25 protein-coding genes are annotated in these 25,874 nt (G+C 58.3%); 22 read left to right on the top strand and 3 right to left on the bottom strand.

Annotated features, from left to right (window positions below; genetic code table 11):
* Positions 1–47: 47 nt before the first annotated feature.
* From lysA to thrB, 3 genes are read left to right on the top strand one after another with little or no spacing between them, the layout of a single operon-like run.
* Positions 48–1,466, top strand: coding sequence for a diaminopimelate decarboxylase (lysA, locus tag HMPREF2651_RS02730; protein ID WP_049180808.1), 1,419 nt, complete (start codon positions 48–50; stop codon positions 1,464–1,466).
* The gene (locus HMPREF2651_RS02725; RefSeq protein ID WP_038628451.1) at positions 1,463–2,797 is read left to right on the top strand and encodes a homoserine dehydrogenase; all 1,335 of its coding nucleotides are present in this window, start codon (positions 1,463–1,465) and stop codon (positions 2,795–2,797) included. Before lysA ends, HMPREF2651_RS02725 begins: the two co-directional genes overlap by 4 nt.
* The gene (gene thrB / locus HMPREF2651_RS02720) at positions 2,798–3,724 is read left to right on the top strand and encodes a homoserine kinase (protein ID WP_049180807.1); all 927 of its coding nucleotides are present in this window, start codon (positions 2,798–2,800) and stop codon (positions 3,722–3,724) included.
* Between the two features lie 45 nt (positions 3,725–3,769).
* On the opposite strand, the gene HMPREF2651_RS02715 is transcribed toward thrB, so the two are convergent.
* On the bottom strand, positions 3,770–5,488 hold the full coding sequence (locus HMPREF2651_RS02715; protein WP_038628455.1) for a long-chain fatty-acid--CoA ligase: 1,719 nt from the start codon (positions 5,486–5,488) through the stop codon (positions 3,770–3,772).
* Positions 5,489–6,002: 514 nt separating this feature from the next.
* On the opposite strand from HMPREF2651_RS02715, the gene rho reads away from it, so the two are divergent.
* The 16 genes from rho to nucS all read left to right on the top strand — a co-directional run bounded on the left by rho (position 6,003) and on the right by nucS (position 21,604).
* Positions 6,003–7,985, top strand: coding sequence for a transcription termination factor Rho (rho, locus tag HMPREF2651_RS02710; protein ID WP_049180805.1), 1,983 nt, complete (start codon positions 6,003–6,005; stop codon positions 7,983–7,985).
* Between the two features lie 114 nt (positions 7,986–8,099).
* Positions 8,100–9,173, top strand: a complete 1,074-nt coding sequence (prfA, locus tag HMPREF2651_RS02705; RefSeq protein ID WP_049180804.1) for a peptide chain release factor 1 — start codon at positions 8,100–8,102, stop codon at positions 9,171–9,173.
* The gene (gene prmC / locus HMPREF2651_RS02700; RefSeq protein WP_038628461.1) at positions 9,160–10,104 is read left to right on the top strand and encodes a peptide chain release factor N(5)-glutamine methyltransferase; all 945 of its coding nucleotides are present in this window, start codon (positions 9,160–9,162) and stop codon (positions 10,102–10,104) included. The genes prfA and prmC overlap by 14 nt, the downstream gene beginning before the upstream one ends.
* A gap of 37 nt (positions 10,105–10,141) precedes the next feature.
* Positions 10,142–10,798: an L-threonylcarbamoyladenylate synthase gene (locus tag HMPREF2651_RS02695; RefSeq protein WP_038628463.1), complete on the top strand. Its 657-nt coding sequence runs from the start codon at positions 10,142–10,144 to the stop codon at positions 10,796–10,798.
* 73 nt (positions 10,799–10,871) lie between these two features.
* Complete coding sequence (locus HMPREF2651_RS02690; RefSeq protein WP_038629508.1) at positions 10,872–12,113, top strand: MraY family glycosyltransferase; 1,242 nt, start codon at positions 10,872–10,874, stop codon at positions 12,111–12,113.
* Positions 12,110–12,559: a Cg1360 family ATP-synthase-associated protein gene (locus HMPREF2651_RS02685; protein WP_038628464.1), complete on the top strand. Its 450-nt coding sequence runs from the start codon at positions 12,110–12,112 to the stop codon at positions 12,557–12,559. Before HMPREF2651_RS02690 ends, HMPREF2651_RS02685 begins: the two co-directional genes overlap by 4 nt.
* A 390-nt stretch (positions 12,560–12,949) precedes the next feature.
* Positions 12,950–13,744, top strand: coding sequence for a F0F1 ATP synthase subunit A (gene atpB / locus HMPREF2651_RS02680; protein ID WP_016422455.1), 795 nt, complete (start codon positions 12,950–12,952; stop codon positions 13,742–13,744).
* Between the two features lie 140 nt (positions 13,745–13,884).
* Complete coding sequence (locus tag HMPREF2651_RS02675; RefSeq protein WP_016422456.1) at positions 13,885–14,136, top strand: ATP synthase F0 subunit C; 252 nt, start codon at positions 13,885–13,887, stop codon at positions 14,134–14,136.
* A 32-nt stretch (positions 14,137–14,168) separates the two neighbouring features.
* Positions 14,169–14,732 (top strand): F0F1 ATP synthase subunit B, encoded by a 564-nt coding sequence (locus HMPREF2651_RS02670; protein ID WP_038628467.1) that lies wholly within the window; start codon positions 14,169–14,171, stop codon positions 14,730–14,732.
* A gap of 5 nt (positions 14,733–14,737) precedes the next feature.
* Positions 14,738–15,556, top strand: coding sequence for a F0F1 ATP synthase subunit delta (locus HMPREF2651_RS02665; protein ID WP_049180803.1), 819 nt, complete (start codon positions 14,738–14,740; stop codon positions 15,554–15,556).
* A 54-nt stretch (positions 15,557–15,610) separates the two neighbouring features.
* Positions 15,611–17,254, top strand: a complete 1,644-nt coding sequence (gene atpA, locus HMPREF2651_RS02660) for a F0F1 ATP synthase subunit alpha (RefSeq protein WP_038628471.1) — start codon at positions 15,611–15,613, stop codon at positions 17,252–17,254.
* Between the two features lie 53 nt (positions 17,255–17,307).
* On the top strand, positions 17,308–18,288 hold the full coding sequence (locus HMPREF2651_RS02655) for a F0F1 ATP synthase subunit gamma (protein ID WP_038628474.1): 981 nt from the start codon (positions 17,308–17,310) through the stop codon (positions 18,286–18,288).
* A 2-nt stretch (positions 18,289–18,290) separates the two neighbouring features.
* On the top strand, positions 18,291–19,730 hold the full coding sequence (gene atpD / locus HMPREF2651_RS02650; protein ID WP_038628477.1) for a F0F1 ATP synthase subunit beta: 1,440 nt from the start codon (positions 18,291–18,293) through the stop codon (positions 19,728–19,730).
* 11 nt (positions 19,731–19,741) lie between these two features.
* Positions 19,742–20,113, top strand: a complete 372-nt coding sequence (locus HMPREF2651_RS02645) for a F0F1 ATP synthase subunit epsilon (RefSeq protein WP_038628479.1) — start codon at positions 19,742–19,744, stop codon at positions 20,111–20,113.
* A gap of 235 nt (positions 20,114–20,348) precedes the next feature.
* The gene (locus HMPREF2651_RS02640; RefSeq protein ID WP_246817325.1) at positions 20,349–20,834 is read left to right on the top strand and encodes a DUF2550 domain-containing protein; all 486 of its coding nucleotides are present in this window, start codon (positions 20,349–20,351) and stop codon (positions 20,832–20,834) included.
* Positions 20,835–20,911: 77 nt separating this feature from the next.
* A complete protein-coding gene (gene nucS, locus HMPREF2651_RS02635; protein WP_049181163.1) occupies positions 20,912–21,604 on the top strand; it encodes an endonuclease NucS in 693 nt (230 codons plus the stop codon).
* A 364-nt stretch (positions 21,605–21,968) separates the two neighbouring features.
* On the opposite strand, the gene mce is transcribed toward nucS, so the two are convergent.
* Entirely contained in the window at positions 21,969–22,421 is a 453-nt protein-coding gene (gene mce / locus HMPREF2651_RS02625; RefSeq protein WP_005509354.1) for a methylmalonyl-CoA epimerase, read from the bottom strand.
* Between the two features lie 31 nt (positions 22,422–22,452).
* Between mce and HMPREF2651_RS02620 the strand changes: the two genes are divergently transcribed.
* Positions 22,453–22,758, top strand: a complete 306-nt coding sequence (locus HMPREF2651_RS02620; RefSeq protein WP_038628488.1) for a thiamine-binding protein — start codon at positions 22,453–22,455, stop codon at positions 22,756–22,758.
* 83 nt (positions 22,759–22,841) lie between these two features.
* A complete protein-coding gene (locus tag HMPREF2651_RS02615; RefSeq protein WP_049181164.1) occupies positions 22,842–23,891 on the top strand; it encodes a co-chaperone YbbN in 1,050 nt (349 codons plus the stop codon).
* A 35-nt stretch (positions 23,892–23,926) separates the two neighbouring features.
* On the opposite strand, the gene HMPREF2651_RS02610 is transcribed toward HMPREF2651_RS02615, so the two are convergent.
* Complete coding sequence (locus tag HMPREF2651_RS02610; RefSeq protein ID WP_038628495.1) at positions 23,927–24,322, bottom strand: TIGR02611 family protein; 396 nt, start codon at positions 24,320–24,322, stop codon at positions 23,927–23,929.
* A 334-nt stretch (positions 24,323–24,656) separates the two neighbouring features.
* On the opposite strand from HMPREF2651_RS02610, the gene HMPREF2651_RS02605 reads away from it, so the two are divergent.
* The gene (locus tag HMPREF2651_RS02605; protein WP_049181165.1) at positions 24,657–25,829 is read left to right on the top strand and encodes a serine hydrolase; all 1,173 of its coding nucleotides are present in this window, start codon (positions 24,657–24,659) and stop codon (positions 25,827–25,829) included.
* The last annotated feature ends 45 nt before the right edge of the window (positions 25,830–25,874 follow it).

Raw genomic sequence — 25,874 nt, 5'->3', positions numbered from 1 at the left:
CTACACCCCGTTGCTCCGCCCGGGTAACGGAGAAAGAGAGCTGTTTCGTGCCTATCGACGGCAATGGTTTCGAGCTGGGTGGCTACACCCGGCCCGATTCCACTCAATTTAATGAACTACCAGCGCATGTCTGGCCAACTACCGCCCGTCGTCGGGGTAATGACGAAGAGAATCCCGGCTCAGTGGAAATTGGCGGAGTGAGCCTGATCGACATTGCCAAAGAATTTGGCACTCCGGTTTTTGTCGTCGATGAGCAGGACTTCCGCTCCCGCTGCCGCTCGATGGCCAAGGCCTTCCGCGGCGCGGAGAATGTCCACTACGCGTCCAAGGCTTTTCTGTCGAAGACCATTGCCCGCTGGGTAATGGAGGAGGGGCTGCATCTCGATGTCGCCTCGGGCAACGAGATGGCTATCGCTCTTGCTGCGGGCTTCCCAGCCAAGGACATGACCTTCCACGGCAATAACAAGTCCACCGCAGAGCTGCGCGATGCTATCTCAGCTGGCGTCGGCAAAATTGTGCTTGACTCCCGTTCGGAGCTGCGTCGCCTGTCCCAGGTGGCGGCTGAAGCAGGCGTGGTGCAGGACGTGCTCGTCCGCGTGAAGCCCGGTGTGGAAGCACACACCCATGAGTTCATCGCTACCGCGCACGAGGATCAGAAGTTCGGCTTTTCCCTCGCGTCCGGTTCAGCGCTGGAAGCTGCCAACCTCGTAGAAGAGGACGACAATCTGCGCCTGATTGGTCTGCACTGTCACATCGGCTCCCAGATTGTCGATTCCGACGGTTTCATTCTCGCGGCCGAGCGCGTGTTCTCGCTGGTGGAAAAGCTCGTCGAACGCCACGGCACTGAAATCTCGAAACACTTCAACACCCTTGACCTCGGTGGCGGTTTCGGTATTGCATACACCGCAGGCGAGCAGCCCCTTGACGTTGCTCCGCTTGCCGACGAGATCCTCACTGCTGTGGACAAGCTTGCGCAGCGTATCGGCATTGAAACTCCGACAGTGGCTGTTGAACCGGGTCGTGCCATCGTTGGCCCGTCCATGGTCACGGTGTACGAAGTGGGCACTTTGAAGGATGTGACCATCGATGAAGGCATGACCCGTCGTTATGTATCGGTCGATGGTGGAATGAGCGACAATATTCGTCCGGCGCTTTACGGCTCGAACTATGATGGTCGCGTCGTTAATCGCGAAGTATCAGGTTCCAGGATTCCCACCCGTGTCGTCGGAAAGCACTGTGAATCGGGAGACATTCTGATTAATGACGCGAACTACCCGGACGACATTGTTGAGGGTGATCTGTTCGCGCTGGCTGCTACTGGGGCATACTGTTACGCAATGGCCAGCCGCTACAACATGCTGACGCGACCACCAGTAGTGTCGGTATGCGATGGTCAAGTGACCCAAATATTAAGACGAGAAACCGTACAAGACTTACTAAGCCTGGAGTGTGAAACGCCACGATGACTGCCGCAACGAATAATCCTGGAAAGGGCGAGGGCCACAAAGTTGGTGTCGCTATTTTAGGTCTTGGCACAGTCGGTACTGAGGTTTACCGCCTGCTCAACGAGAAGGCTGAGGACTTCGAGCGCCGCATCGGCGGCCCGGTCGAGGTCGTTGGTATTGCTGTGAGCGACAAGACCAAGCCGCGTCCGAATGTGGATCAGGATCTTCTTACCGACGATGCTTTTTCGCTGGTCCAGCGCGATGGCGTTGACCTGGTAGTCGAGGTCATCGGTGGCATTGATTACCCACGTCGCGTTGTGCTGGAGGCACTGCGTGCGGGCAAGTCGGTCGTGACGGCCAATAAGGCACTTGTCGCAGCTCACGGCGAGGAGCTCTCTGAGGCTGCCGATTCCTCAGGCGTCGACCTTTTCTTTGAGGCTGCTGTGGCTGCAGCTATTCCGGTCGTCGGGCCGCTGCGCCGTTCGCTGGCCGGTGACACTGTCAATACGGTCATGGGCATTGTCAACGGCACCACTAACTTCATCCTTGATGCGATGGACTCCACCGGTGCGGACTACGACGAGATGCTGGCAGAGGCCACCCGCCTGGGTTATGCCGAGGCCGACCCGACTGCAGACGTCGAGGGCCACGATGCCGCTTCCAAGGCAGCTATTCTGGCCAGCCTGGCATTCCACACCCGCGTGACTGCTGATGACGTTCACTGCGAGGGCATTACCGAGATCACCGCTGATGACATCGCAGCCGCCAAGAGCGCAGACTGCACCATTAAGCTGCTGGCTACCTGTGAGCGGGTCACGGACGAGAATGGCAAGGAGTCCATTTCCGCCCGCGTGTACCCAGCGCTGATTCCACGTCGTCACCCGCTGGCAACTGTGCGTGAGTCTTTCAACGCTGTATTCATTGAGGCCGAGGCCGCTGGTCGCCTGATGTTCTACGGCAACGGCGCCGGTGGTAACCCGACAGCCTCCGCAGTGCTCGGTGACCTTGTTGCCGCCGCTCGCAACATTGTCCACGGTGGTCGCGCACCGGGGGATTCCACCTACGCTAACCTGCCGATTCTCGACTTCGGTGACGTTCGCACCCGCTACCACATCGACCTGCACGTCGACGATCGAGTCGGAGTACTTGCCGATGTCGCTCGCACCTTCTCTGATCACAACATCTCCCTGCGCACCGTCCGCCAGGAAGAGGGCGCCAACGGTGCTCGCCTGGTCATCGTGACTCACAAGGCGCTGGAGAAGGATTTGGAAGCAACGGTCGACGAATTGCGCGCCAACGACGCGGTTCTGGCCGTCAACAACGTCATTCGTATCGAAGGAATGGATATCTAAATGGCACAGGAGCTTTTCCCGGGGCAGAAGGTCACTGTCACGGTTGCAGGTTCGTCAGCGAACTTGGGCCCGGGCTTCGACACCCTGGGGTTGGCCGTCGCGCTCTACGACATTGTCGAGGTCGAGGTCATCGAATCGGGTGTCGTCGTTGAGATTCACGGTGAGGGCGAAGTCGACCTGCCGCGCAACGAGTCTAATCTGGTAGTGCGCGCGATTCGCGCGGGCCTTCGCGCCGCAGGTGTCGAGGCACCGGGGCTGAAGGTTATTTGCCATAACACCATTCCGCAGTCGCGCGGCCTGGGCTCTTCCGCAGCAGCCGCCGTCGCTGGTGTCGCTGCAGCTAACGGTCTGGCCGGCTTCCCGCTTACCGACGACCAGGTAATCCAGGAATCCTCGGTCTTCGAGGGCCACCCGGATAACGCTGGCGCATCCGTCCGCGGCGGAGCAGTGGTCAGCTGGACTGACAAGCCTGTCGATGGTCGCACTGCACCTCAGTACCGAGCAGTGAGCATTCCGGTGCATAAATCCATTCAGGCGACTGCACTCGTACCGGCATTTCACGCCTCCACGAATGCGGTCCGTCAGGTGCTGCCGAGCGATGTTTCGCATGTCGACGCTCGTTTCAATGTCTCCCGTACTGCGGTTATGACCGCAGCGCTGCAGTCCCACCCGGAACTGCTGTGGGAGGGAACGCGAGATCGCCTGCACCAGCCGTACCGCTCCGACGTGCTGCCGGTGACCGCAGAGTGGGTCAACCGCCTGCGCAACCGTGGCTACGCGGCATTCCTCTCGGGCGCTGGCCCGACCTGTATGGTTCTGGGAACTACTGCAGTGGATGAGAAGATCTTGGACGATGCCCGCGAGGCTGGCATCAAGGTCATGGAGCTGGGAATCGGCGAGCCGGTTAAGGTCGTGGTCGACGGCTAAGCCGTTACTGCGGACAGCTGCCGAGCCGGTGGCTTAGCCTGCCACCTACTTTTCGCCCGGCCCTTTCAGTTTCACGATGCTGTACTGGCCTGCGCTCAAGTGCGAGCGCAGGTCTTTCTTGTCGAACTTGCCCACTGAGGTCTTATCGATTGAGTCCACGAAGGCCCAGTATTCCGGCAGCATCCACTTCGGCAGCTTTGGCCGCAGCTCATCGCGGAGCATTTCCGCGGTCTCTTTGCTCGGTTCAACTTCCGGCATCAGCACCGTAATTGCCAGCGGGCGCTCACCCCACTTTTTATCTGGCATGCCGATAATCGCGCACTCGAGTACCTGTGGGCTTTCCATTACGAAGTTCTCCAGCTGGGCAGAGTAGATCCACTCGCCACCAGAGCGAATGACATCGCGAGCACGGTCATGAATAGTCAGGTAGCCGTCGTGAGTAATCGAGCCGACATCGCCAGTGCGTAGCCAGCCGTCCTCGGTGAACTGTTCGCTAGCCTCGTCGACCTCCGCACCGCGGAAGAAGTGAGCGGTGCCTCCAGCTTGAGCCTCCGGAGAGCTGTAGTAGCCTCCGGTGACCGTGTTGCCGCGCACCTGCAGCTCCCCCTGGTTGCGGTCATGCAGGTCGAGCACGCGGTCGTTGTCATCAACAATGCGGAACTGCATGATGTCCGGGAAACGCCCTTGGCTGACACGGTAGCGTTCGCGGGCCTCACCGGAGGCTCCGTACGGAGGGCGTGCCACGGTACCGATAGGCGAAGTCTCGGTCATGCCCCAGAAGTGGATGACGTCGACACCGTAACGCTCTTCCCATAGTCGAATCAGCGCAGGTGGAACAGGGGACCCGCCCGAGAAAATCTCCTGCAGACTCATGCGCTTCGGAGGATTGCTGAGGTAGTGCGCCATGAGGTTAATCCACAGCGTCGGCACACCCTGAGCTACGCGTGGCATTGAGGATTCGATGATTTCTGCCAGACGTGGCGCGGAGAGGTCCGCGCCGGGGAAAATCAGCGATGCCCCGCACATGAAGGAGGCCAGCGGCACGCCCCAGGACAGGACGTGATAAATGGGCACACAGCACAGCCACGGGTTTCCGTGCGAAATTGAAAAGGAGTCAGTGGTGCGCATATTCAGGCTGTGCAAGTACAGCGAGCGGTGGCTGTAGACGACACCTTTAGGTGCGCCCTCGGTACCCGTCGAGTAGCACATGGCTGCGCCGGAGTTTTCGTCGAGCTCAGGCCAGTCGAAGCGGCTAGGGCGTCCGTCGATGAGTGATTCGTAGGAGTACCACGGGATGCCATCTGGCAGGTGCTCGGCCACGTCGGACAGATCTCCGATACCGATAATGATGACAGCGCGGACGCACGGGCAGTGCGGAAGAACTTCGGCGAGCAGTTCAATCTCGGTCTGGTCCGCGATAATGACCTGGTCATCGGCGTGATTGATAATGTGCACAATCTGATCCGGCATGAGCTGCTTGTTCAGCGGCTGGAATACTGCGCCCATAGAGGCAACGCCGAGGAAGACCTCGAAGTGTTCTGCGCAGTTGTACATCAGGGTAGCGATGCGTTGGTCGCCGTCGATACCGAGCTCATCTCGAAGTGCATGTGCCAGCGCACTTGCGCGCGCGGCGATGGCGGCAAAAGTGGTGGTCTCGGGTCCGTCACTGTTCCAGGAGGTCACCGGAGTCCGACCGTGAATGGTGCGACCGTATTCCACAATCTGAGCGATATTGAGAGGAATATGAGGCATCGTACTGCGCATAAGCTCTACAGTACCGACTCGCAGCCGCGCGACCTAGCGAAACGCAGGTGAGAACTAGTGTTGCTACCTGACTATTTGGTGACTATCCTTGGGCAATAGGTCGTTTTCAATACGCGGTTAGATACGTACTTCTTCATGTACTCCGCATGCCGTTGACCTTCGCTGTTGCTCACACAACGCGATGGCGCAACGTGACATTGAAAACACATAAATCAGTAGTGCGACTACATAGTCTTGCGGTGCTGTGGACCTAAAATTTCCTAACTATCTTCGACCTGGACGCTCGGGTTTGAGATGCGGAAATAATGTAGGCAAGATGCCTCGGTTTAGTTTCAACGTCGAGGCCTTTTGCCTGGCTTTTTCGATAATTTCCCGCCAGCTGCGGATATTTTTCCGCCCGTGGTAAAGGTTCGACGACGGAGCACACGCGGTGGCGGGCAGTAAGAACGAAAAAGTGTCAATGACATAGCCCCTGTAGAGAGTGACTGCAGGGAAGGTCGATGAAAGGACATCCGTGACCGATACGGACACCACTGCCACGGCAGGCGGCCCAGAGAATCTTGCGGCCCTCCGAATGGCAGAACTGCGTGAAATCGCTTCCAGCAAGGGCATTCGCGGCATCTCCGCCATGCGCAAGCATGAGCTGATTGAGGCCATCAAGAATGGTGCCCCGGCTGCTGGTTCCGCGCCTGCTCGGAAATCCCGCGCGAAGAAGGCTGCGGCTGGGGCTGCGGATACCGGTTCCAAGGTGAAGGATGCCAAGGAATCGCCGTCGGAAAGCGCGGACAGGGATTCCAGCAAGAGCGCCGACAAGAGCGACAAGGGCAACGACAAGCGTGACGACGCCAACGCGGATGGTCGCGAGGAGATGTCCCGCTCTCAGCAGCGTCGAAATCGTCGTAACCGTGCTCGTCAGCGCGACCAGGAGAATCAGGACGATCGCAGTAACGATAGCCGCGACGATTCCGATAACGGCAACGACCGCGGTGAGCGTAACGACAATCGTAATGATCGCGGTGATCGCGGTGATCGTAAGGACAACCGCAATGATCGTAATGATCGTAATGAACGCGGTGATCGCAACGACCGCAACGATCGCAACAACCACGATCGAGACAACGACGATGACGGTCGTGGCAACCGCAACAACCGTCGTGGCCGCAACAACAATCGAAATAACGATCGCAACAACCATGACGATGAAGGTCGTGGCAACCGTAACCGCCGCAACCGTCGCAATCGCCGCGACCGTCGCGGACGCGATAACAACGGTGGGGGACACGGTGGTCAGGACGAGATCCGTGAGGATGACGTTCTCCAGCCGGTGGCTGGCATCGTCGATGTGCTAGATAACAAGACCGCATTCGTGCGCACGTCCGGCTACCTGCCGGGCTCTAACGATGTGCTGGTCTCCGCGCAAATGGTTCGTAAGTACGGCCTGCGCAAGGGCGATGCCGTCACGGGGCAGGTCCGCATGCCGCGCGAGAATGGCTCAGGCCAGGTCACTCATGGCAACGGCCGTAATCGTCGCAAGTACAACCCACTGGTCAAGGTCGAAACCATAAACGGCCTCGATCTGGAGCAGGCAAAGCAGCGCCCGAACTTCGCTAAGCTCACCCCGCTGTACCCGAACCGTCGCCTGCGTCTGGAGACCGAGCAGAAGATTCTCACCACTCGCGTCATCGACCTGATTATGCCGATTGGTAAGGGGCAGCGTGCGCTCATCGTTTCGCCGCCGAAGGCCGGTAAGACCACGATCCTGCAGAACATCGCGAACGCTATCGCGACTAACAATCCCGAGTGCTACATGATGGTCGTGCTTGTCGACGAGCGCCCGGAGGAAGTCACCGACATGCAGCGTAGTGTCCGTGGCGAGGTCATTGCCTCCACCTTCGATCGCCCGCCGTCAGATCACACAGCAGTGGCCGAGTTGGCTATCGAGCGCGCAAAGCGTCTGGTGGAACAGGGGCAGGACGTCGTCGTACTGCTGGACTCCATTACCCGCCTTGGACGTGCGTACAACAACTCTTCGCCGGCATCGGGACGAATCCTCTCCGGTGGTGTGGACTCCAACGCTCTGTACCCACCGAAGCGCTTCTTGGGTGCTGCTCGAAACATCGAAGAAGGTGGCAGCCTCACCATCATCGCCACCGCGATGGTAGAGACCGGTTCCGCAGGTGACACCGTTATCTTTGAGGAGTTCAAGGGCACCGGTAACGCTGAGCTGAAGCTCGACCGTAAAATCTCCGAGCGCCGCGTGTTCCCGGCAGTGGATGTCAACCCGTCGGGTACTCGTAAGGATGAGCTGCTGCTCAGCACCGAGGAGGCACGCATTATGCACAAGCTGCGTCGCATCCTCTCCGCGCTGGAGTCGCAGGCTGCTATCGACCTGCTGATTAAGCAGCTGAAGAAGACCCGAAATAACAAGGAATTCCTGATGCAGGTGGCTTCTTCTGCACCAATGGCCGCCGACGTTGATGTGGACGACATGCTTTAGCTGGGGTTAGCCACAAGGGGCGGTGCCACAGTGCCAGCGGTGCGACAGCGCCACCCCGTCCGAAACCACAGCACCAACCAGCATTTCACCCATCACAATCTGAAGGAATATTCAATGGCTAATCAGGCTTCCGCAGTTGACGACATCCTCTCCGAGTATCACGGGCTCGAGGCTCAGCTGGCTGACCCCGAACTGCACAACGACCCGAAGGCTGCCCGTAAGGTCGGCAAGCGCTTCAATGAGTTGCAGCCGGTCATTCAGACTCACAAGAAGTTGACTGAAGTCCAGGATGACCTGGAGGCAGCGCGCGAGATGGCTTACGAGGACTCCGAGTTTGCAGCTGAGGCTGAGCGTCTCGCTGCCGAGGCAGAGGAGCTCGAGGAGAAGCTCGCTGACCTGCTGGCTCCGCGCGATCCGCACGACAGCGATGACATCGTGATGGAGCTCAAGTCCGGTGCCGGCGGTGAGGAGGCAGCGCTCTTCGCAGGTGAGCTCGCTCGCATGTACCAGCGCTATGCCGAAAAGCACGGCTTTACCACCGAGATCCTCGGCCTGTCCGAGTCTGATCTCGGCGGTGTGAAGGACATGACTATGTCCATCCGAGCTAAGACTCCGTCCCGCGACGGTGCGTGGAGCGTGTTCAAGTTTGAAGGTGGCGTCCACCGCGTGCAGCGCGTTCCGGTCACCGAATCGCAGGGCCGTATTCAGACGTCCGCCGCTGGTGTTCTGGTTTACCCGGAGCCCGACGAGGTCGAAGACATCCAGATTGATGAGAAGGATCTGCGTGTCGACGTCTACCGCTCCTCCGGTAAGGGCGGTCAGGGTGTTAACACCACGGACTCCGCGGTTCGTCTGACGCACCTGCCGACTGGTTTGGTTGTTACCTGTCAGAAGGAACGCTCTCAGATTCAGAACAAGGCCCGCGCTATGCAGGTCCTTGCTGCTCGACTGCAGCAGATGAAGGAGGAGGAGATCGCCGAGGCCGCCTCTGACCAGCGTAAGTCTCAGGTGCGCAACATGGATCGCTCCGAGCGCATCCGCACTTATAACTTCCCGGAGAACCGCGTGTCCGATCATCGCATCGGTTACAAGGCTCATAACCTGGACTCGGTGCTGGGCGGCGACATGGATGACCTGCTCAAGGCCCTCCACGACGCGGAGCGCGCTGAGCGTCTTGAAGCCGAGTAGTCCCACGCCCGCAGAAAATAGCTCGCCGACGTTACCGGATTCCGTCCGTACTCTCGGCGAGCTGTTTCGCTATGCGCGTCGCACGCTTAACGACGCGGCGCTGGCTTCTCCGGATGCCGACGCACGGGCGCTATTTGCAGCCGCAGTCAATGCGGGACCGGCAGACATTATCTTCCGTGGAGACGAACCGTACACCGATGAGGCCGGTCGCAAGCATTTGGCAGAGATGCTGGCCCGCAGAGTGGCTCGTGAGCCACTGCAGCACATCATCGGTACAGCGCCGATGATGAGCCTGGAACTACAGGTTGGGCCCGGTGTTTTTGTGCCCCGGCCAGAGACGGAACTGCTTGCGCAGTGGGCAATCGATCGAGCCCGTGAACTGGTCGCAAGTGGCGTCGTCAAGCCGAAAATCGTTGACCTGTGTACCGGATCTGGGGCGCTGGCGTTGGCGATTGCCGACGCCGTACCCGAAGCGGACGTGGTGGCTGTAGAGCTCTCTGAGCGGGCACGGGCGTGGGCTGCGAAGAACATCGAGACGTATGGCAATGGGCGTGTGCACCTAGTTTCTGGCGATGTCACGGATGTTCAGCTGATTGATGATGGCGGTGAGCTCGCAGATTGGGTAGGCGAGACCGACATTGTTGTGTCCAACCCTCCATATGTGCCCGAAGACACGGAGGTTGACCCCGAGGTGAGAGCTGATCCGCACTCTGCGGTCTTTGGCGGCGACGATGGGCTAGATGTCATTCGACCTATGATTAACCTAGTGGATGCGCTGGTGCGGCCGGGTGGAGTCATCGGCATTGAGCACGATGACTCTTCGGGCAGTGACGTCAGTTCACTGCTGAAGGAAACCTGGGATTACGCTGATGTAGAGGTCCGCCGTGACTTTGCAGGCCGTGATCGTTTTACGGTGGGACGCAAGAATTGATCTTAAAAGCAAACTTTGAAGCAGGAGCAAAAATCTGATGAGCAGGATTATGGACTGCAGCACAGATGAAAACCGCGAACGCGCAATTGCAGCAGCAGTAGATGCTGTGAAGGCAGGACGGCTGGTCGTAATGCCTACCGATACCGTCTACGGCCTTGGCTGCGATGCCTTTGATAACCAGGCCGTTGCCTCCTTGCTGCGTGCTAAACACCGCGGCCCAGATATGCCGGTGCCGGTGCTGGTGGGTTCCTGGAGCACGATTGAGGGACTCGTCCGCGAATACTCACCAGCTGCTCGCACGCTGGTGGAGGCTTTCTGGCCGGGTGGCCTTTCGCTGGTTGTGAACCAGGCGCCGAGCTTGCCGTGGAACCTTGGTGATACCGCGGGTACGGTCATGCTGCGCATGCCGCTGCACCCAATCGCCATCGAGATTCTGCGCCGAACCGGTCCGATGGCGGTATCCAGCGCGAACATCTCCGGCCAGGCACCGGCCACCAATGCCGTGCGTGCCAAGCAGATGCTCGGTGGGGAAGCGGCTGTCTACGTCGACGGCGGCGAAGCCACGATTGGCACCCCATCGACGATTGTCGATATCTCGACTCCGGTGCCGAGAATTCTGCGCGAAGGCGCTGTGTCGGCTGCGGCGGTTGCCGAGGTTTTGAGTACGACACCCGAGCGACTGCTGGGGCAGTAATCTTGGCTACCTAAAGTCTTTCCTGTTTAGTATCTGCAGCGATTGTGTGGGTGAGTAGTACCTAGTGGCGGACATGAGCTTATTGGCAGCCCAGTCGGGTGGGGCAGGTGTGCCCATCCGAGAGCTCGCCATGCTCGTTTTAGTTTCCGCTGCTGTCAGTTATTTGCTCACTGGAGTAGTGCGTTATGTGCTGGTTCGCTCGGGCTGGTTGGATGCGCCCCGCACGCGCGATGTCCACGATATTCCGAAGCCCAGGCTCGGAGGCGTGGCGATGTACTCCGGGGTGGTCGCAGCTATCGCCCTTGCCTCGGTGATGCCGGCTCTCACCCGTGGTTTTCCGCCCATGACTCCAGATATGAGGGCAGTTGTGGCGGCTGCGTCGCTATTGCTGATTGTCGGTATTTGGGATGATCTCTTTGACCTAGATGCCATCACTAAACTTATAGGGCAGGTTGCGGCGGCACTTTTGATGTCATTTATGGGTGTCAACTGGTATTTGCTCTATATCCCATTTAGTGGTGGTGCCACGCTTATTCTCGACCCAATCATGTCCACAGTCTTGACTGTTCTCTTTACTGTGGCGCTGATTAACGCCTTCAACTTTGTAGACGGCATCGATGGTCTCGCGGCGGGACTCGGTATGATTGCCGCGGCGGCAATCCTTGTCTATTCGATGGTCATGCTCCACGACCAAGGCGGCACCGTCTCTGCCTATCCACCCGCGATGATTTCCGCGTGTCTCCTTGGCGCTTGCCTGGGCTTCTTGCCGCACAACTTCGAGCCGGCACGCATTTTTATGGGTGATTCCGGCGCCATGATGATTGGCCTGCTTCTCGCAGCGGCATCGGTGTCGGCGTCGGGACGCATCGCGCCCTCCATGTACGGCACTGCCGACGTCATCGCCCTGATCTCACCGATTGTGGTCGTCATCGCCGCAATTAGTGTGCCAATGCTCGACTTGCTGCTGGCTGTTGTTCGCCGCGTTAGCCAGGGCAAGTCACCCTTCTCGCCGGACAAAATGCATATTCACCACCGACTACTGTCGATGGGACACAGTCACCGCCGCGTGGTATTGGTGCTCTACCTATGGGTGTCGGTCGTCGCGTACGCCGCCGTTGCCACCACCGTTTTCCCCTTCGAATTCGTTGCTCTCACCTTTGGGTTCCTGCTCATTGTTGCGGTTATCTTCACCCTCCGCCGTCGCAATGCGCTTGCCGACGACCGTTCAAGCGGAGCGCGTCCAAGACGGGGAAGTGGGGGCCGGCAGGTTATGGGACGTCGACGTGGACGCAGAAGGTACAATCTTCGACCGTGACTGAAAAAACAACTCCGGAGCCCGAGTCTAAATACGACGATTCGCGGCGACCGCTGCTGGCTGCTGCTCGCTCGGGCGCAATTGCGCTCGCTGTGATTACCGTGCTTTCGCTGCTGGTCTGGGGTGGAAAAAACGGTATGCCCGGCGTGTGGGGCGTACTCCTTGGCGCGGGCATTAGCGGAACCTTCGTATTGCTTACCGTTCTAGGCATCCTCTTTACTGCTCGAACTTCCCCGTCTGTCACGCTCGCTGTTGTGCTGGGGGGCTGGCTGTTGAAGATTGTGGTGCTAATTGGCGTCTTGGTCGTTATTAGAAATCTTGAGTTTTATGACAACATGACTTTCTTCGTCACTGTTGTACTTACGCTGATGGTGACGCTTGGCGCAGAAGTGTGGGGAATGTCGCAATCTAACCTCACTTATGTGCAACCAATGAAGGACGAATAGCTCGTTAATAACTTGTTGACCTGCTGAGAGGCTGTAATGCGCTTCTAAAACCGCAGGTAATAAGCAGATTGCCGAGTTTGTGCAGAAGATGCCACAAATAGAGGCCGAAACCCACAGAGGGTGTCGGCCTCTTTGTTGGTTTCGGGGTCGGAAACACGGGGGTGTACCGGGTGGGGAAAATGAGTCAGAACTGTTATCCTGAGTTTCGGGTAAGACGGCCTGTATCGAAATAACTATCATTTCCACAGGTACGGTCCCCGTGAGCGCCGTGCTGATGAGCGAATGGAATCCGCGGCGCGACACGTTAAATGACGTCCTTCGCACCGCTTGACAATAGTTCTAGCGGCCCAATCACGGGAGAGAACGCTGAGCGTTACAACACTTGCCGAGATGCGGGGTGAGTTTCACTCACCCAACTTGCAGGAGGAGTATTTCCCGGGTGAACAATTTGGCGACTTCATCTTAGGTGGCAGTGGCGACTGGTACGCCATGGATCGTCTGATGATTGTTCGTCTTTTGATGGCCGTGATCGTCGCCGTGTTCTTCGTCGTCGCAATGCGTCGTCCGAAGCTCGTGCCGACTGGTCTGCAGAACGTTGCGGAGTTGATGCTGGACTTCGTCCGCATCCACATCGCGGAGGAGATTCTGGGTAAGAAGGAGGGGCGTCGTTTCCTTCCGGTTCTGGCCACCATCTTCTTCCTTGTTATCTCGATGAATATTGCGGCTATTATTCCTGGCCTCAATATTTCGCCGAACGCCCGAATCGGTATGCCACTGGTTCTGGCCCTGTTCGCATACGTTGCCTTCATTTACGCAGGCTCGAAGAAGATGGGCTTCTTCAAGTTTGTGAAGTCGGCAGTTGTTATTCCGAACTTGCCACCGGTACTCCACCTCATCGTGGTGCCGATCGAGATTTTCTCCAACTTCGTTCTCCGCCCAGTTACGCTGACCATCCGTCTGATGGCCAACATGCTGGCGGGCCACATGGTTCTAGTCCTGCTTTTCGGTGCCACGAACTTCTTCTTCTGGCAGCTGAATGGTTGGACCGCCCTGTCCGGGTTGACCCTTGTCGCTGCGGTAGCATTCACGCTGTTCGAGATGCTGGTGATTTTCCTGCAGGCATACATCTTTGCCCTGCTGAGCGCCGTCTACATCGAACTGTCGCTGCACGCAGACGAGCACTAACCCATAACTAATGAGGCCGCACATTCGGCAACAAGGCCTCGCCAATTTAATAGCAAGACCCACTTGACCCACAAAGCCCCGGGCCTACTTAGAACAATCTTTAATCCGGGGCCATCCTTTAAGAAAGGGAACGGTTCATAATGAACGACGTCATCCTCTCCGCCCAGGACGCTGTCCAGGCTGTCGACACCAACGCTGGCCTGAAGACCATCGGTTACGGTCTGTCCACCCTGGGCCCGGGCCTCGGTATCGGTATCGTCGCCGGCAAGACCGTTGAGGGTATGGCACGCCAGCCTGAGATGGCCGGCCAGCTGCGTACCACCATGTTCCTGGGTATCGCCTTCACTGAGGCTCTCGCCCTGATCGGCCTGGTCGCAGGCTTCGTTTTCTAAGTCCGGACCTTCAAGCGGAGAACACGTAAACCATGACAGATTTCACCTTTTTGCTAGCGGCGGGTGACCTCCCGATGGGAGAGTCCGTTGACCCGTTGCTGCCAAAGACCTATGACATCGTCTGGTCCGTTGTCCCGCTGGTAGTTATCCTGGTTCTCTTCTGGAAGCTCGTTCTTCCGAAGTTCCAGGAGGTCCTGACCGAGCGGGAGGACCGGATTGAGGGCGGCATTGAGCGCGCTGAGGCTGCACAGGCCGAGGCGAAGGCCGCTCTGGAAAAGTACAACAGTCAGCTCGCAGAGGCCCGTACTGAAGCAGCAAAGATTCGCGACGAAGCCCGTGCACAGGGCCAGCGCATCATTGCAGACGCTACGACCAAGGCCAATGACGAGAGCGCACGAATCATCGAGTCCGGTGAAAAGCAGCTCGCTGCCCAGCGTGAGCAGGTAGTCGCAGAGCTGCGCAAGGAAATGGGCCAGAACTCCATCAATCTGGCTGAGCGCCTTCTGGGCGAGCAGCTCTCCGACGACGTTCGTAACTCGTCGACGATTGATAACTTCTTGTCCAACCTTGACACCGTGGCCCCGGCCGGAAAGTAGGCGACATGCACGCAGCAAGCCGCGAATCCCTGGCAGCCCTTAGCCAGCGACTGGACGCCGCTATCGGTGGCGACAATGTTGCTGTTACTCAGGCTGCTCAGACTGGTTCCGAGCTTTTCGACATCGTCGAGGTCCTGGACTCCGACCGCGGCCTGCGTGTCGCTGTCGCCGACACCTCGGCGACTGCGGAACAGCGTTCCGGCCTTGTCCGGAGCCTGTTCGCGGGCAAGGTATCTGAGACGACTCTTAACCTCGTCGTGGATGCTGCCGCGCAGGTATGGTCCACCCCGCGTGAAATGCGTGAGGGTTTGGTAGAGCTGGGCCGTCGCGCCCTCCTTCGCTCTGCCGAAGGCCAGGGACAGCTTGAGACTGTTGAGTCTGAGCTGTTCCAACTGGGACACATCCTGGCTGAGCAGTCGCAGCTTGAACAGCTGCTGGCCGACAAGGCCGCAACCCCCGAAGCCAAGCGTGGGCTCCTCGCCTCTGTGCTGTACGGCAAGGTCACTTCCGTGACCGAGACCCTGGCACTGCAGGCTGTTGGTCGCCCATCCAAGCGCCCCGCGGACGACATTGACTCCCTGTCCCGGCTAGCCGCCGGCCTGCGGAACCACGTCGTCGCTCGCGTGACCAGTGCCACGGCCGTCTCTGACGAGCAAGAGCGAGCACTGGCGGACAAGCTCGGCCGAGTCTACGGCAAGGCGATGTCCATCCACACCGTGATCGATAAGTCGATTCTCGGTGGACTGGTCATCCGGGTTGGCGACGAGGTCATCGACGGTAGCCTTTCAACAAAGCTTGAGAAGCTGCGCGTCGGCCTCGGCTGACGGATGGTTTAGACGATTAATCACTGGAAGAATATTACCGAGAGCAGGAAGAACATGGCGGAGCTGACGATCTCCTCCGACGAGATCCGTAGCGCGATTGCGAACTACACCTCGAGCTACTCCCCGGAGGCCTCCCGCGAGGAGGTTGGCGTTGTTATCAGTGCAGCTGATGGTATCGCCCAGGTTTCGGGAATGCCGTCGGTCATGACGAATGAGCTTCTGGAGTTCCCGGGCGGCGTTATTGGCGTCGCTCAGAACCTCGACACTGACAAGGTCGGCGTTGTGGTGCTGGGTAACTTCGAGTCGCTTAAAGAGGGTGACGAGGTAAAGCGGACGGGTGACGTCCTTTCGATTCCGGTCGGGGACAAGTTCCTCGGTCGCGTAATTAACCCCCTGGGCCAGCCGATTGACGGCCTGGGCGACATTGAGGCTGAAGAGGACCGCGTCCTCGAGCTGCAGGCACCGACCGTGCTGCAGCGTCAGCCGGTTGAAGAGCCGATGGCTACTGGTATTAAGGCCATCGACGCAATGACCCCAATTGGTCGTGGTCAGCGTCAGCTGATCATTGGTGACCGTAAGACCGGTAAGACCGCGGTCTGCCTGGACACCATTTTGAACCAGAAGGCTAACTGGGAGTCCGGTGACCCGAGCAAGCAGGTGCGATGCATCTACGTTGCTATCGGTCAGAAGGGCTCCACTATTGCTGGTGTGCGTCAGACCCTCGAGGAGCAGGGCGCACTCGAGTACACCACCATCGTTGCTGCCCCGGCGTCGGATGCCGCAGGCTTCAAGTGGCTTGCACCATTCGCAGGCGCCGCACTGGGTCAGCACTGGATGTACCAGGGCAAGCACGTCCTGGTCATCTACGATGATTTGACTAAGCAGGCAGAGGCCTACCGTGCCATCTCGCTGCTGCTGCGTCGCCCGCCGGGACGCGAAGCTTACCCGGGTGACGTCTTCTACCTCCACTCCCGTCTGCTGGAGCGTGCTGCGAAGCTCTCCGACGACATGGGTGCAGGCTCGCTGACCGCACTGCCGATCATCGAGACCAAGGCAAACGACGTGTCGGCCTTCATTCCGACCAACGTCATTTCCATTACCGACGGCCAGGTCTTCCTCGAGTCCGACCTGTTCAACCAGGGTGTCCGCCCGGCTATTAACGTCGGTGTGTCGGTTTCCCGTGTTGGTGGTGCCGCACAGACCAAGGGCATGAAGAAGGTTTCCGGTAACCTGCGTCTGGACCTCGCGTCCTACCGCGACCTGGAAGCATTCGCAATGTTCGCTTCCGACCTGGACGATGCCTCCAAGCGTCAGCTGGAGCGCGGTCAGCGTCTGGTTGAGCTGCTGAAGCAGAAGGAAAACCACCCGCAGCCGGTCGAGTACCAGATGACCTCCATCTACCTCGCTGGTGAGGGCGAATTCGACGATGTCCCGGTTGAGGATGTCCGTCGCTTCGAGGCCGAGCTGCTTGAGCACCTGCAGGACACTCAGCCTGCAGTCTTCGAGCAGATTGACGGCGGCGTTGCCTTCTCTGACGAGTCCAAGGCGGCTCTGAAGTCCGCTACCGCTAACTTCAAGAAGTCCTTCCAGACTTCTGAGGGCGCACCGCTGGCTTCCGAGGCCCCGGTCGAGGCACTCGACGAGGACGAGCTCAAGAAGCAGCAGATTACGGTCTCCCGCAAGACTGCCCAGAACTAGGCAGGTTGAGCTATTCAATGACCGTTTTCGCAATTGAAGGGAGGGAATAGGACATGGCGAATCTTCGTGAACTTCGAGCCCGAATCAAGTCGGTGAACTCGACCAAGAAGATCACCAAGGCCCAGGAGCTTATCGCAACCTCGCGCATCACCAAGGCGCAGCGTCGCGTGGCAGACTCCCAGCCGTACGCCGACGAAATCGAGAAGGTCATCGGACGTCTCGCATCGGCTTCGTCGTTGGATCACCCGATGCTCGTAGAGCGTGAGGGTAACCAGCGTGTTGCAGTCCTGGTTGTCACCAGTGACCGCGGCATGTGTGGCGGCTACAACCACAACGTCCTGAAGAAAGCTGCAGAGCTGCGTACCGCTCTGGAAGAGCAAGGGCATGAGGTCGTTCTCTACGTGACTGGCCGTAAGGGCACCGACTACTACGACTTCCGTGGTGTCGAGCTCGCCGGTACGTGGGAGGGCTTCTCCCAGGATCCGGACTACGCCGCAACCCACGACGTGCGTCGTCACCTCATTGATGGTTTCAACGCTACGGCCGAGGGCACTGCCAAGTACCGCGAAGGCCTGCGTGGCACCAACGGCGAGGCCGTTCAGGGCTTTGACCAGGTCCACGTTGTCTACACGGAATTCGTGTCCATGCTTTCTCAGATTCCGCGTGCACACCAGATGCTCCCGATTGAGCCTGTGTACGAGGATGTCGAGATTGCTCAGGGCGAGGACATGCTGTCCGATGGATCAGATGACCTCAAGCCGGACTATGAATTCGAGCCTGATGCAGACACCCTGTTGGCAGAGCTTCTGCCGCAGTACGTGTCCCGCACCCTGTTCGCAGTAATGCTCGAGGCCGCTGCCTCTGAGTCCGCTGCCCGTCGTAACGCTATGAAGTCTGCGACGGACAACGCTACCGAGCTGGTCAAGGACCTCTCGCGTGTTGCTAACCAGGCACGTCAGGCACAGATTACCCAGGAAATCACAGAAATCGTCGGTGGCGCCGGTGCGCTCGACGACAGCGGAGAAAGTGACTAGATATGAGCACAGCTCTAAGTGAGCAGAACACCACCACGGCTGTGGGCCGTGTTGTGCGTGTCATCGGTGCCGTCGTCGACGTGGAGTTCCCGCGTAACGAACTGCCGGCACTTTACAACGCGCTGACCGTGGAAGTTTCCCTTCCTTCGGTCGCCAAGACCATTGTCCTCGAGACTGCACAGCACCTCGGTGACAACATGGTTCGTACCATTGCTATGGCTCCGACCGACGGCCTGGTCCGCGGTGCAGAGGTCAAGGACACCGGTAAGCCGATTTCGGTTCCGGTTGGTGACGTCGTCAAGGGTCACGTCTTTAACGCAATGGGCGACTGCCTGGACGAGCCGGGCCTGGGTCGCGATGGTGAGCAGTGGGGCATCCACCGTGAGCCGCCGGCCTTCGACCAGCTCGAGGGCAAGACCGAGATTCTCGAAACCGGTATTAAGGTCATCGACCTGCTGACCCCGTACGTTAAGGGCGGCAAGATTGGTCTGTTCGGCGGTGCCGGTGTCGGTAAGACCGTTCTGATCCAGGAGATGATTACGCGTATTGCACGCGAGTTCTCCGGTACTTCGGTCTTCGCCGGTGTTGGTGAGCGTACCCGTGAGGGCACCGACCTCTTCCTGGAAATGGAAGAGATGGGCGTTCTCCAGGACACCGCCCTCGTCTTCGGCCAGATGGACGAGCCTCCGGGAGTCCGTATGCGCGTCGCGCTGTCGGGTCTGACCATGGCAGAGTACTTCCGCGATGTTCAGCACCAGGACGTGCTGCTCTTCATTGACAACATCTTCCGTTTCACCCAGGCCGGTTCTGAGGTTTCGACCCTGCTGGGTCGTATGCCTTCCGCCGTGGGCTACCAGCCGACCCTGGCTGACGAGATGGGTGTTCTGCAGGAGCGCATTACGTCCACCAAGGGCCGTTCGATTACCTCTCTGCAGGCCGTCTACGTGCCTGCCGATGACTACACCGACCCGGCTCCGGCAACGACCTTCGCCCACCTCGATGCAACCACCGAGCTCGACCGCTCAATTGCATCGAAGGGTATTTACCCGGCAGTGAACCCGCTGACTTCGACTTCTCGTATCCTCGAGCCGTCGATCGTCGGCGAGGAGCACTACCGCGTTGCCCAGCAGGTTATTAACATCCTGCAGAAGAACAAGGAACTCCAGGACATCATCGCCATCCTCGGTATGGACGAGCTGTCTGAGGAGGACAAGGTGACCGTGCAGCGTGCACGTCGTATCCAGCGATTCTTGGGTCAGAACTTCTTCGTTGCTGAGAAGTTCACGGGTCTGCCTGGTTCGTACGTCCCGCTGAAGGACACCATTGTTGCCTTCGACCGCATCTGCAAGGGCGACTTCGACAACTACCCGGAGATGGCCTTCGACGGCCTGGGTGGCCTCGACGATGTCGAGAAGAAGTACGCTGAAATGCAGAAGAAGTAAGGGGCATCCTCATGGCTGAAATCACCGCTGAACTGGTTGCTGTTGAGCGACCGCTCTGGAAGGGCAAGGCCACTTTGGTCTCTGCTCAGACCACCGAGGGTGAGATCGGCGTGCTGCCCGGACACCAGCCGTTGCTTGGCCAGCTGGTCAACAACGGTACGGTGACCATCAAGACCGCAGACGGCAAGGTTCTTGTCGCTTCGGTACAGGGTGGGTTCATTTCCGTGTCTACCTCGAAGGTTTCGATCCTCGCGGATAAGGCAATCTGGGCTGACGAGGTTAACCTCTCCGAGGCCGAGTCCAACCTGACTTCGGATGACCCTGCAGTAAAGGCACAGGCTGAGTCGGAGGTCCGCGCGGCTCGTCGCGCTTCCACCAAGTAGTCTGTTCGCCTGAACATCCGGTCGCACGACCGTATTCTTCCTGCTTCTTTAAACGGGGCGGGGAGCTCGCAAGAGAAATCTTGCAAGCTCCCCGCCCCGTTTTTCTTAGTTATTTTTCATGTCAGTGCAACAATCGGGTAGGGTTTGTAAAAAGCCTCTAATGCGCTTTTGGACCAAGGTTCGTCGTCTATTCACCCGGATGCGAGGCTGGCAGATAGTGTTTTCAAGCGTAACCATGATGTCAATCATGTTCATGATTATCGGTACGATGTTGATCGTCGGCGGGGCGCTTGCCCTGTGGCGTTTTGCTAGCCTGCATGCAAAAGGTACCCCTGTTATCGCTCGTCGTCTTCCTGCCGGTGATGGCAGTCACTGGCGCCATGGAGTCATGGTTTATTCAGAGTCGACGTTGAAGATGTACAAGCTACGTTCGCTGCGTCCTGGCTGTGATGCCGAATTTGCCCGTCACGATGTCACTATTGTGGATCGCCGAAATCCGACTGACATCGAGGCGGGTTTTTTCGCGCCCGGGCTTCGGGTAGTCAGGATTAAATCGGGGAAAAATACCGAATGGGAGTTTGCCGTGGACTCGTCCTCGGACACCGCGCTGGTGGCGTGGGTGGAGTCGAAGCCGTCGTCACGCCAGACTCGTGAGTTTCCCACAGATATTGAGCGACGTTTCCGTTCGGCTTATAACCGCGGCCGGGGAAGCCAGTACTAGGCTGCGACGGCAGGTTATTGCGAAGCCTCTAGTGGGTATTGTTTTCTCCCGCGCGGCAGTCACGTTAGGGTAGGGGAATGCGCCTTGTGATAGCTGAATGCACCGTCGACTATGTCGGTCGCTTGAATGCCCATCTGCCTCATGCCCCGCGCTTGCTGTTGGTGAAAGCTGATGGGTCTGTCTCTGTGCATGCCGACGACCGTGCATATAAGCCCCTGAACTGGATGACACCGCCGTGCACGCTGACGGAGAAGGATATTCTCGACGAGTCGGGTGAGGACACTGGTGAAAAGCTCTGGGTCGTTGAGAACAAGAAGGGCGAGCAGCTTCGTATCACTATCGGCAAGGTGTTAGCCGATAGCATCTACGAGCTGGGAGAGGATCCCGGCCTGGAGAAGGATGGTGTAGAAGCGCATCTACAGGAGCTGCTTGCAGATCAATTCACAACGTTCGGCGAGGGCTACACCCTGATTCGGCGCGAATACCCAACCCCGATCGGGCCAGTGGATTTGCTTGGCCGCGATGAAAACGGAGCCACTGTCGCAGTAGAGGTTAAGCGTCGGGGCGGCATCGATGGTGTTGAGCAGCTAACCCGTTACTTGGAGATGCTGAACCGCGATGAGCTGCTGGCACCGGTGGAGGGGATTTTTGCTGCCCAGGAGATTAAGCCACAGGCCAAGACTCTGGCAGAGGACCGTGGTATTCGCTGTGTGACCGTGGATTACGACGCGCTGCGTGGCCTGGAGTCCAACGAATTGCGGTTGTTTTAGTCATGCCTAGGCGAAACCACAAGCGGCGCGGCAATCAACGGGGTAATCAACGCGGCAGGCGTAATAACCAAGGCCAGAATCGCGGCAGCCTGCCCGCATTTGGCAGTTCTTTTCAAAACACTCGCACTGAATCCGGGCCTGCCGGTTGGCAGGACGTGGACTTTGCGGTGCGTAACATCAGCGCTGGCCAGTCCAATAAGATTTATCGCTGTCCGGGGTGCGACCAGGAAATCATGCCTGGGACCTCTCACATTGTGGCATGGCCACAGGATTATGGTGCCGGCGCCGATGACCGGCGCCATTGGCACACTAACTGCTGGCGCAACAGAGCTCACCGCACTATCACGCGCCGCTGGGGATAGATTTACTTTGCCGGCTCAACGAGCTCCAGCAGGACGCCACCGGCATCCTTCGGGTGGATGAAGTTGATGCGCGAACCTGCGGTGCCAATCTTCGGCTCCGGGTAGAGCACGCGGGTGCCCTGCTCCTTCAGATGTGCCATCAGAGCCTCCAAATCAGTGACGCGAACTGCGTACTGCTGGATTCCCGGCCCCTTCTTGTCCAGGTACTTTGCAATGGTGGACTGGTCATTCAGCGGCGCGAGAATCTGAACCAGAGTGCCACCTTCAACCTTGTCGGCCGGGCCGACCATGGCCTCGTGGACGCCCTGCTCTTCATTGACCTCATCGTGGTAGTTGATGAACCCCAGGTTTGCGCGGTACCACTCAATAGCGGCATCAAAATCTGGGACCGCGACGCCGACGTGATCAACAGCGACTACGTACTTATGGGGAACGGGAATCTGTGTCTCACTCATAGTTTCCAGAGTACTCGCTATTATCGGCGCCATGATTGTCGCATTTTCTGTTGCCCCCACTTTCTCCGATCCTGAGCAGGGAATGGCTGAGGCCGTTGCTGAAGCCGTACGTGTTGTGCGCGAATCTGGCCTGCCCAACGAAACTAATGCCATGTTCACCCTTGTTGAAGGCGAGTGGGATGAGGTCATGGACGTGGTTAAGCGAGCCACGGAAGCAGTCAGCCGTGTCAGTCCGCGCACTTCTCTCGTCATCAAAGCGGACATTCGCAACGGGTACACCGGGCAGCTGCGTGCGAAAGTCGATGCGGTGGAGGATGCGCTAAAAGCTACCGACTAGTCTCTTGTTCGGCTTGGACACGTAGGCTCTACATAGGTCTTTACATAGGCTTTACGACGACACTGGAGAGGAACCCTTTTACGATGCCAGCTGGACATGGTCACGCACATGGCCATTCGCATGGTCACTCGCATGGAGCACACGGTCACCGCGAGTGCTCGACCCCGCCACCACCGCCCGGTACGGTTGATTTGGAGCAGCTCCACCAGCGCGCCGAAGCCGAACGTAAGCACCGAGAGGAAATCGAGCGGGCAACCAGTGATCAGGGAGACGGGCTTCCTCCTGTGGTGGAGATTGCCCCGCAGACCCTTGAGGCAGAAGTCGTTCTGCGCTCGGAGCAGGTACCGGTAATTGTCTTAATCGGCATGGCGGGAGCAGCTGATTCGCTACGTCTTCGGGCTGAGCTAGAAGGCATGGCCCGTGAGGCCAATTTGAACTGGATTCTGGCGTGGGCGGATGCTGAGGAGCATCCGCAGCTGGCCCAGGCATTCGGTGTGCAGGCAGTGCCGACAGTCACGGCCGTGGCTATGGGCAGTCCCATTGGCATGTTTGTAGGCGAGAAAACCAGGGATTGGCTGGAGCAGTGGCTGGCGCAGGTTATGGAGGCCACTCGGGGGCGTCTCAAGGGGTTGCCGGCGGGAACTCGTATGGCTGGGGAGGGCAGCGAGCCGGAGGCTCCCGAGCCGACTGACTTCTTCGGCAATCCCGTACCCACCGATGACCCGCGTTTGGAGCAGGCCGAAGAGCTGCTCGAGGAGGGCAATTTCGACGGGGCGTTGGAGTTGTATGACGCTATGCTGCAGTCCGAGCCCGCAAATCAGGGTCTGAAGCGCGCTCACGCGAATGTGTCCTTCTTCGCCCGCGCTGCCAAAATTGATCGCAGTGCAGATCCAATTGCAAAAGCCGACGCAGCGCCGAAGGACGTCGCGCTCGCCCTCGATGCCGCGGATGTCACGATGCTTGTCGACGACCCAGCGAAGGCGCTCGATCGTTTGTTGAAGTTGCTCCCGCAGGTGTTTGGCGATGACCGTGAGACCATCAAGTCGCGTCTACTAGAGCTGCTTGTGCTATTCGATACCACAGATCCAGTGGCATTGGATGCGCGCCGGAGGATGGCTAGCGCACTGTACTAGGAGCACTGTACTAGGAGCCTTGAAAGCGCAGGCTCCTAGCTAGAAGCGTCGGTGTACGGCCAGGCATCCGGAGCCATGAAGTAGTAGACGCTGCCCATTACAGCGGCCATAAACGCCATCAGCAACAGGAAAAGCGTTGCTTTCATTGCCACATGGCGCTGCGCATACCAGGCGTAAAAGGCGTCCAATTTTGCTGCCAACCAGATGTTCAGGCGACGTGTCGGTGGGTGGACCAACGAGAGAATTCCCAGTGCAACAAAGATGCAGAGCCATCCGGGGGCAGGAGTTGGCAAAATGATAATGCCAACAATGAGCAGTGCGAAGCCTGCGACGAGAAGAACTGGGGAGAGCACCGGTCCGTACCAGGTGTTACGCATATGGGCATGGCGAATCTGCATGCGGTCCATCAAGCGATGTACCTTTTCTTCCATTGCGATTCACTTCCTCCGATTTTCGGTGCCGTGTAGTACTCCTAGCAGCGGTCTCAAAACAAGGCATCGTTGACACAACAAACATCAAATGTGCAGCTCAACTGCCTGGGTGCACCGTTGGACCTTGACTTTATAAATCATGTCTATATTTAATCCATTGTTGCATAAAAGTTGCGCCCCAGTGCAACGAGATTTTTCGGAAGGTGGTAATCTTCCAACAGTTCATAGTGGTTTACAGCAGTTACCACTGCCTTTCATCCGCCTGTTCACCTCAGGCAGTTCATACTGCGCTAGGTGCCTTCGGTCTTCAGTTTTCTGCAGCCAGGAGTTTTGCATGCGACTTCGCCCCAAAGCCCTTCGCGCTACTTCCGCCTCGGTCCTTGTTGCGCTTTCGGCCTCGACTCTGTTGGTGGGGTGCACCATCGATGGCTCAAACGCCACCGGGGCCAAGGCCACCTCTGCTGCCGCAAAGCCAAAAGCTCCAGATAACGGTTGGGATGCTTCCGAGGAAGTCGTCTGGCCTGATGCCCAGGACGCCCTCGATACCGCGGCTAAGGATTTCTCCGACAACTATGGCATTGAATTGGGCGCCTATTTGCGCGTCATTGACGGTCCGTACAAGGGGCTCACGGCGTCGGTAGGCGAGGACACGAAGGAGTACTCCGCATCGACCATTAAGGCTCCGTTGGTGGTTACTGCGCTGAAGAAATTTGGCGATGACCTAGACAAGACGGTGACGGTCGATTGGGACAACGGTGTTGGCGGAAGCGTGATTGGTCCTGGTCAATACACGCTCGACGGGCTGTTGCAATACGTGATGCGGTATTCGGACAACACCGCGGCGAATGGGTTGATTGACGCTGTCGGTGGTTTCGACGAGGTCAATAAAACCATCAAGGAAGCCGGTGTTGATGACAAGCGCTACCACCTGGGCAACAAGTTCAACATCCCCAATCCCAGCGGTGATCGGTCCTGGTTTACTCCCTCTCAGGCTGCGCTGTTCATGGCACGTCTCCAGGAAGTGGCCGATGGCACCTCAAAGCACAACTTCATTACCAAGGACACAGCACAAACTGCATTGACCTACCTCACTTACGGTGGTTCGCAGAAGTTTGTGATGTACGTCGGATCCGCGGTACAGAAGACCGGTGACACTGCCGAGGGCGTTAATGATCACGGTATTTTGTACACCGCGGCCGGGCCCATCGCTTACGCAATTACGACGCGCTTTGATGGGGTGCCGCTCAATGAGCTTACCGACGGCCTGCTCGGCCAGCTGGGTTCCCAAATCGGCCCGCTTCTGCCGGATTACAATCGCCTTGGTGAGGATGGAAAGCCACTGACTGCCAAGCAGGCTGCGACGTGGAGCGCGGATGAGGATGGCGACGGCATTCCGGATCGCATCGGAACCGACAGCATGGATGGATCCGCGTACACCGATGATTCAGATTCTGCGAATTACAACGAATCTTTGGAACCTGACTGGTTCAATCCGTTCCGAGGATAGGACCTGGATACGCTCCCCAAAACAAAATTGCCCGTGGGTCAGGTT

It is taken from the genome of Corynebacterium sp. HMSC063A05, assembly GCF_001809695.1.
Lineage (GTDB): Bacteria > Actinomycetota > Actinomycetes > Mycobacteriales > Mycobacteriaceae > Corynebacterium > Corynebacterium amycolatum.
Note: the sequence above shows the minus strand (reverse complement) of the source record. Positions and strands in the feature narration are given on the sequence as shown.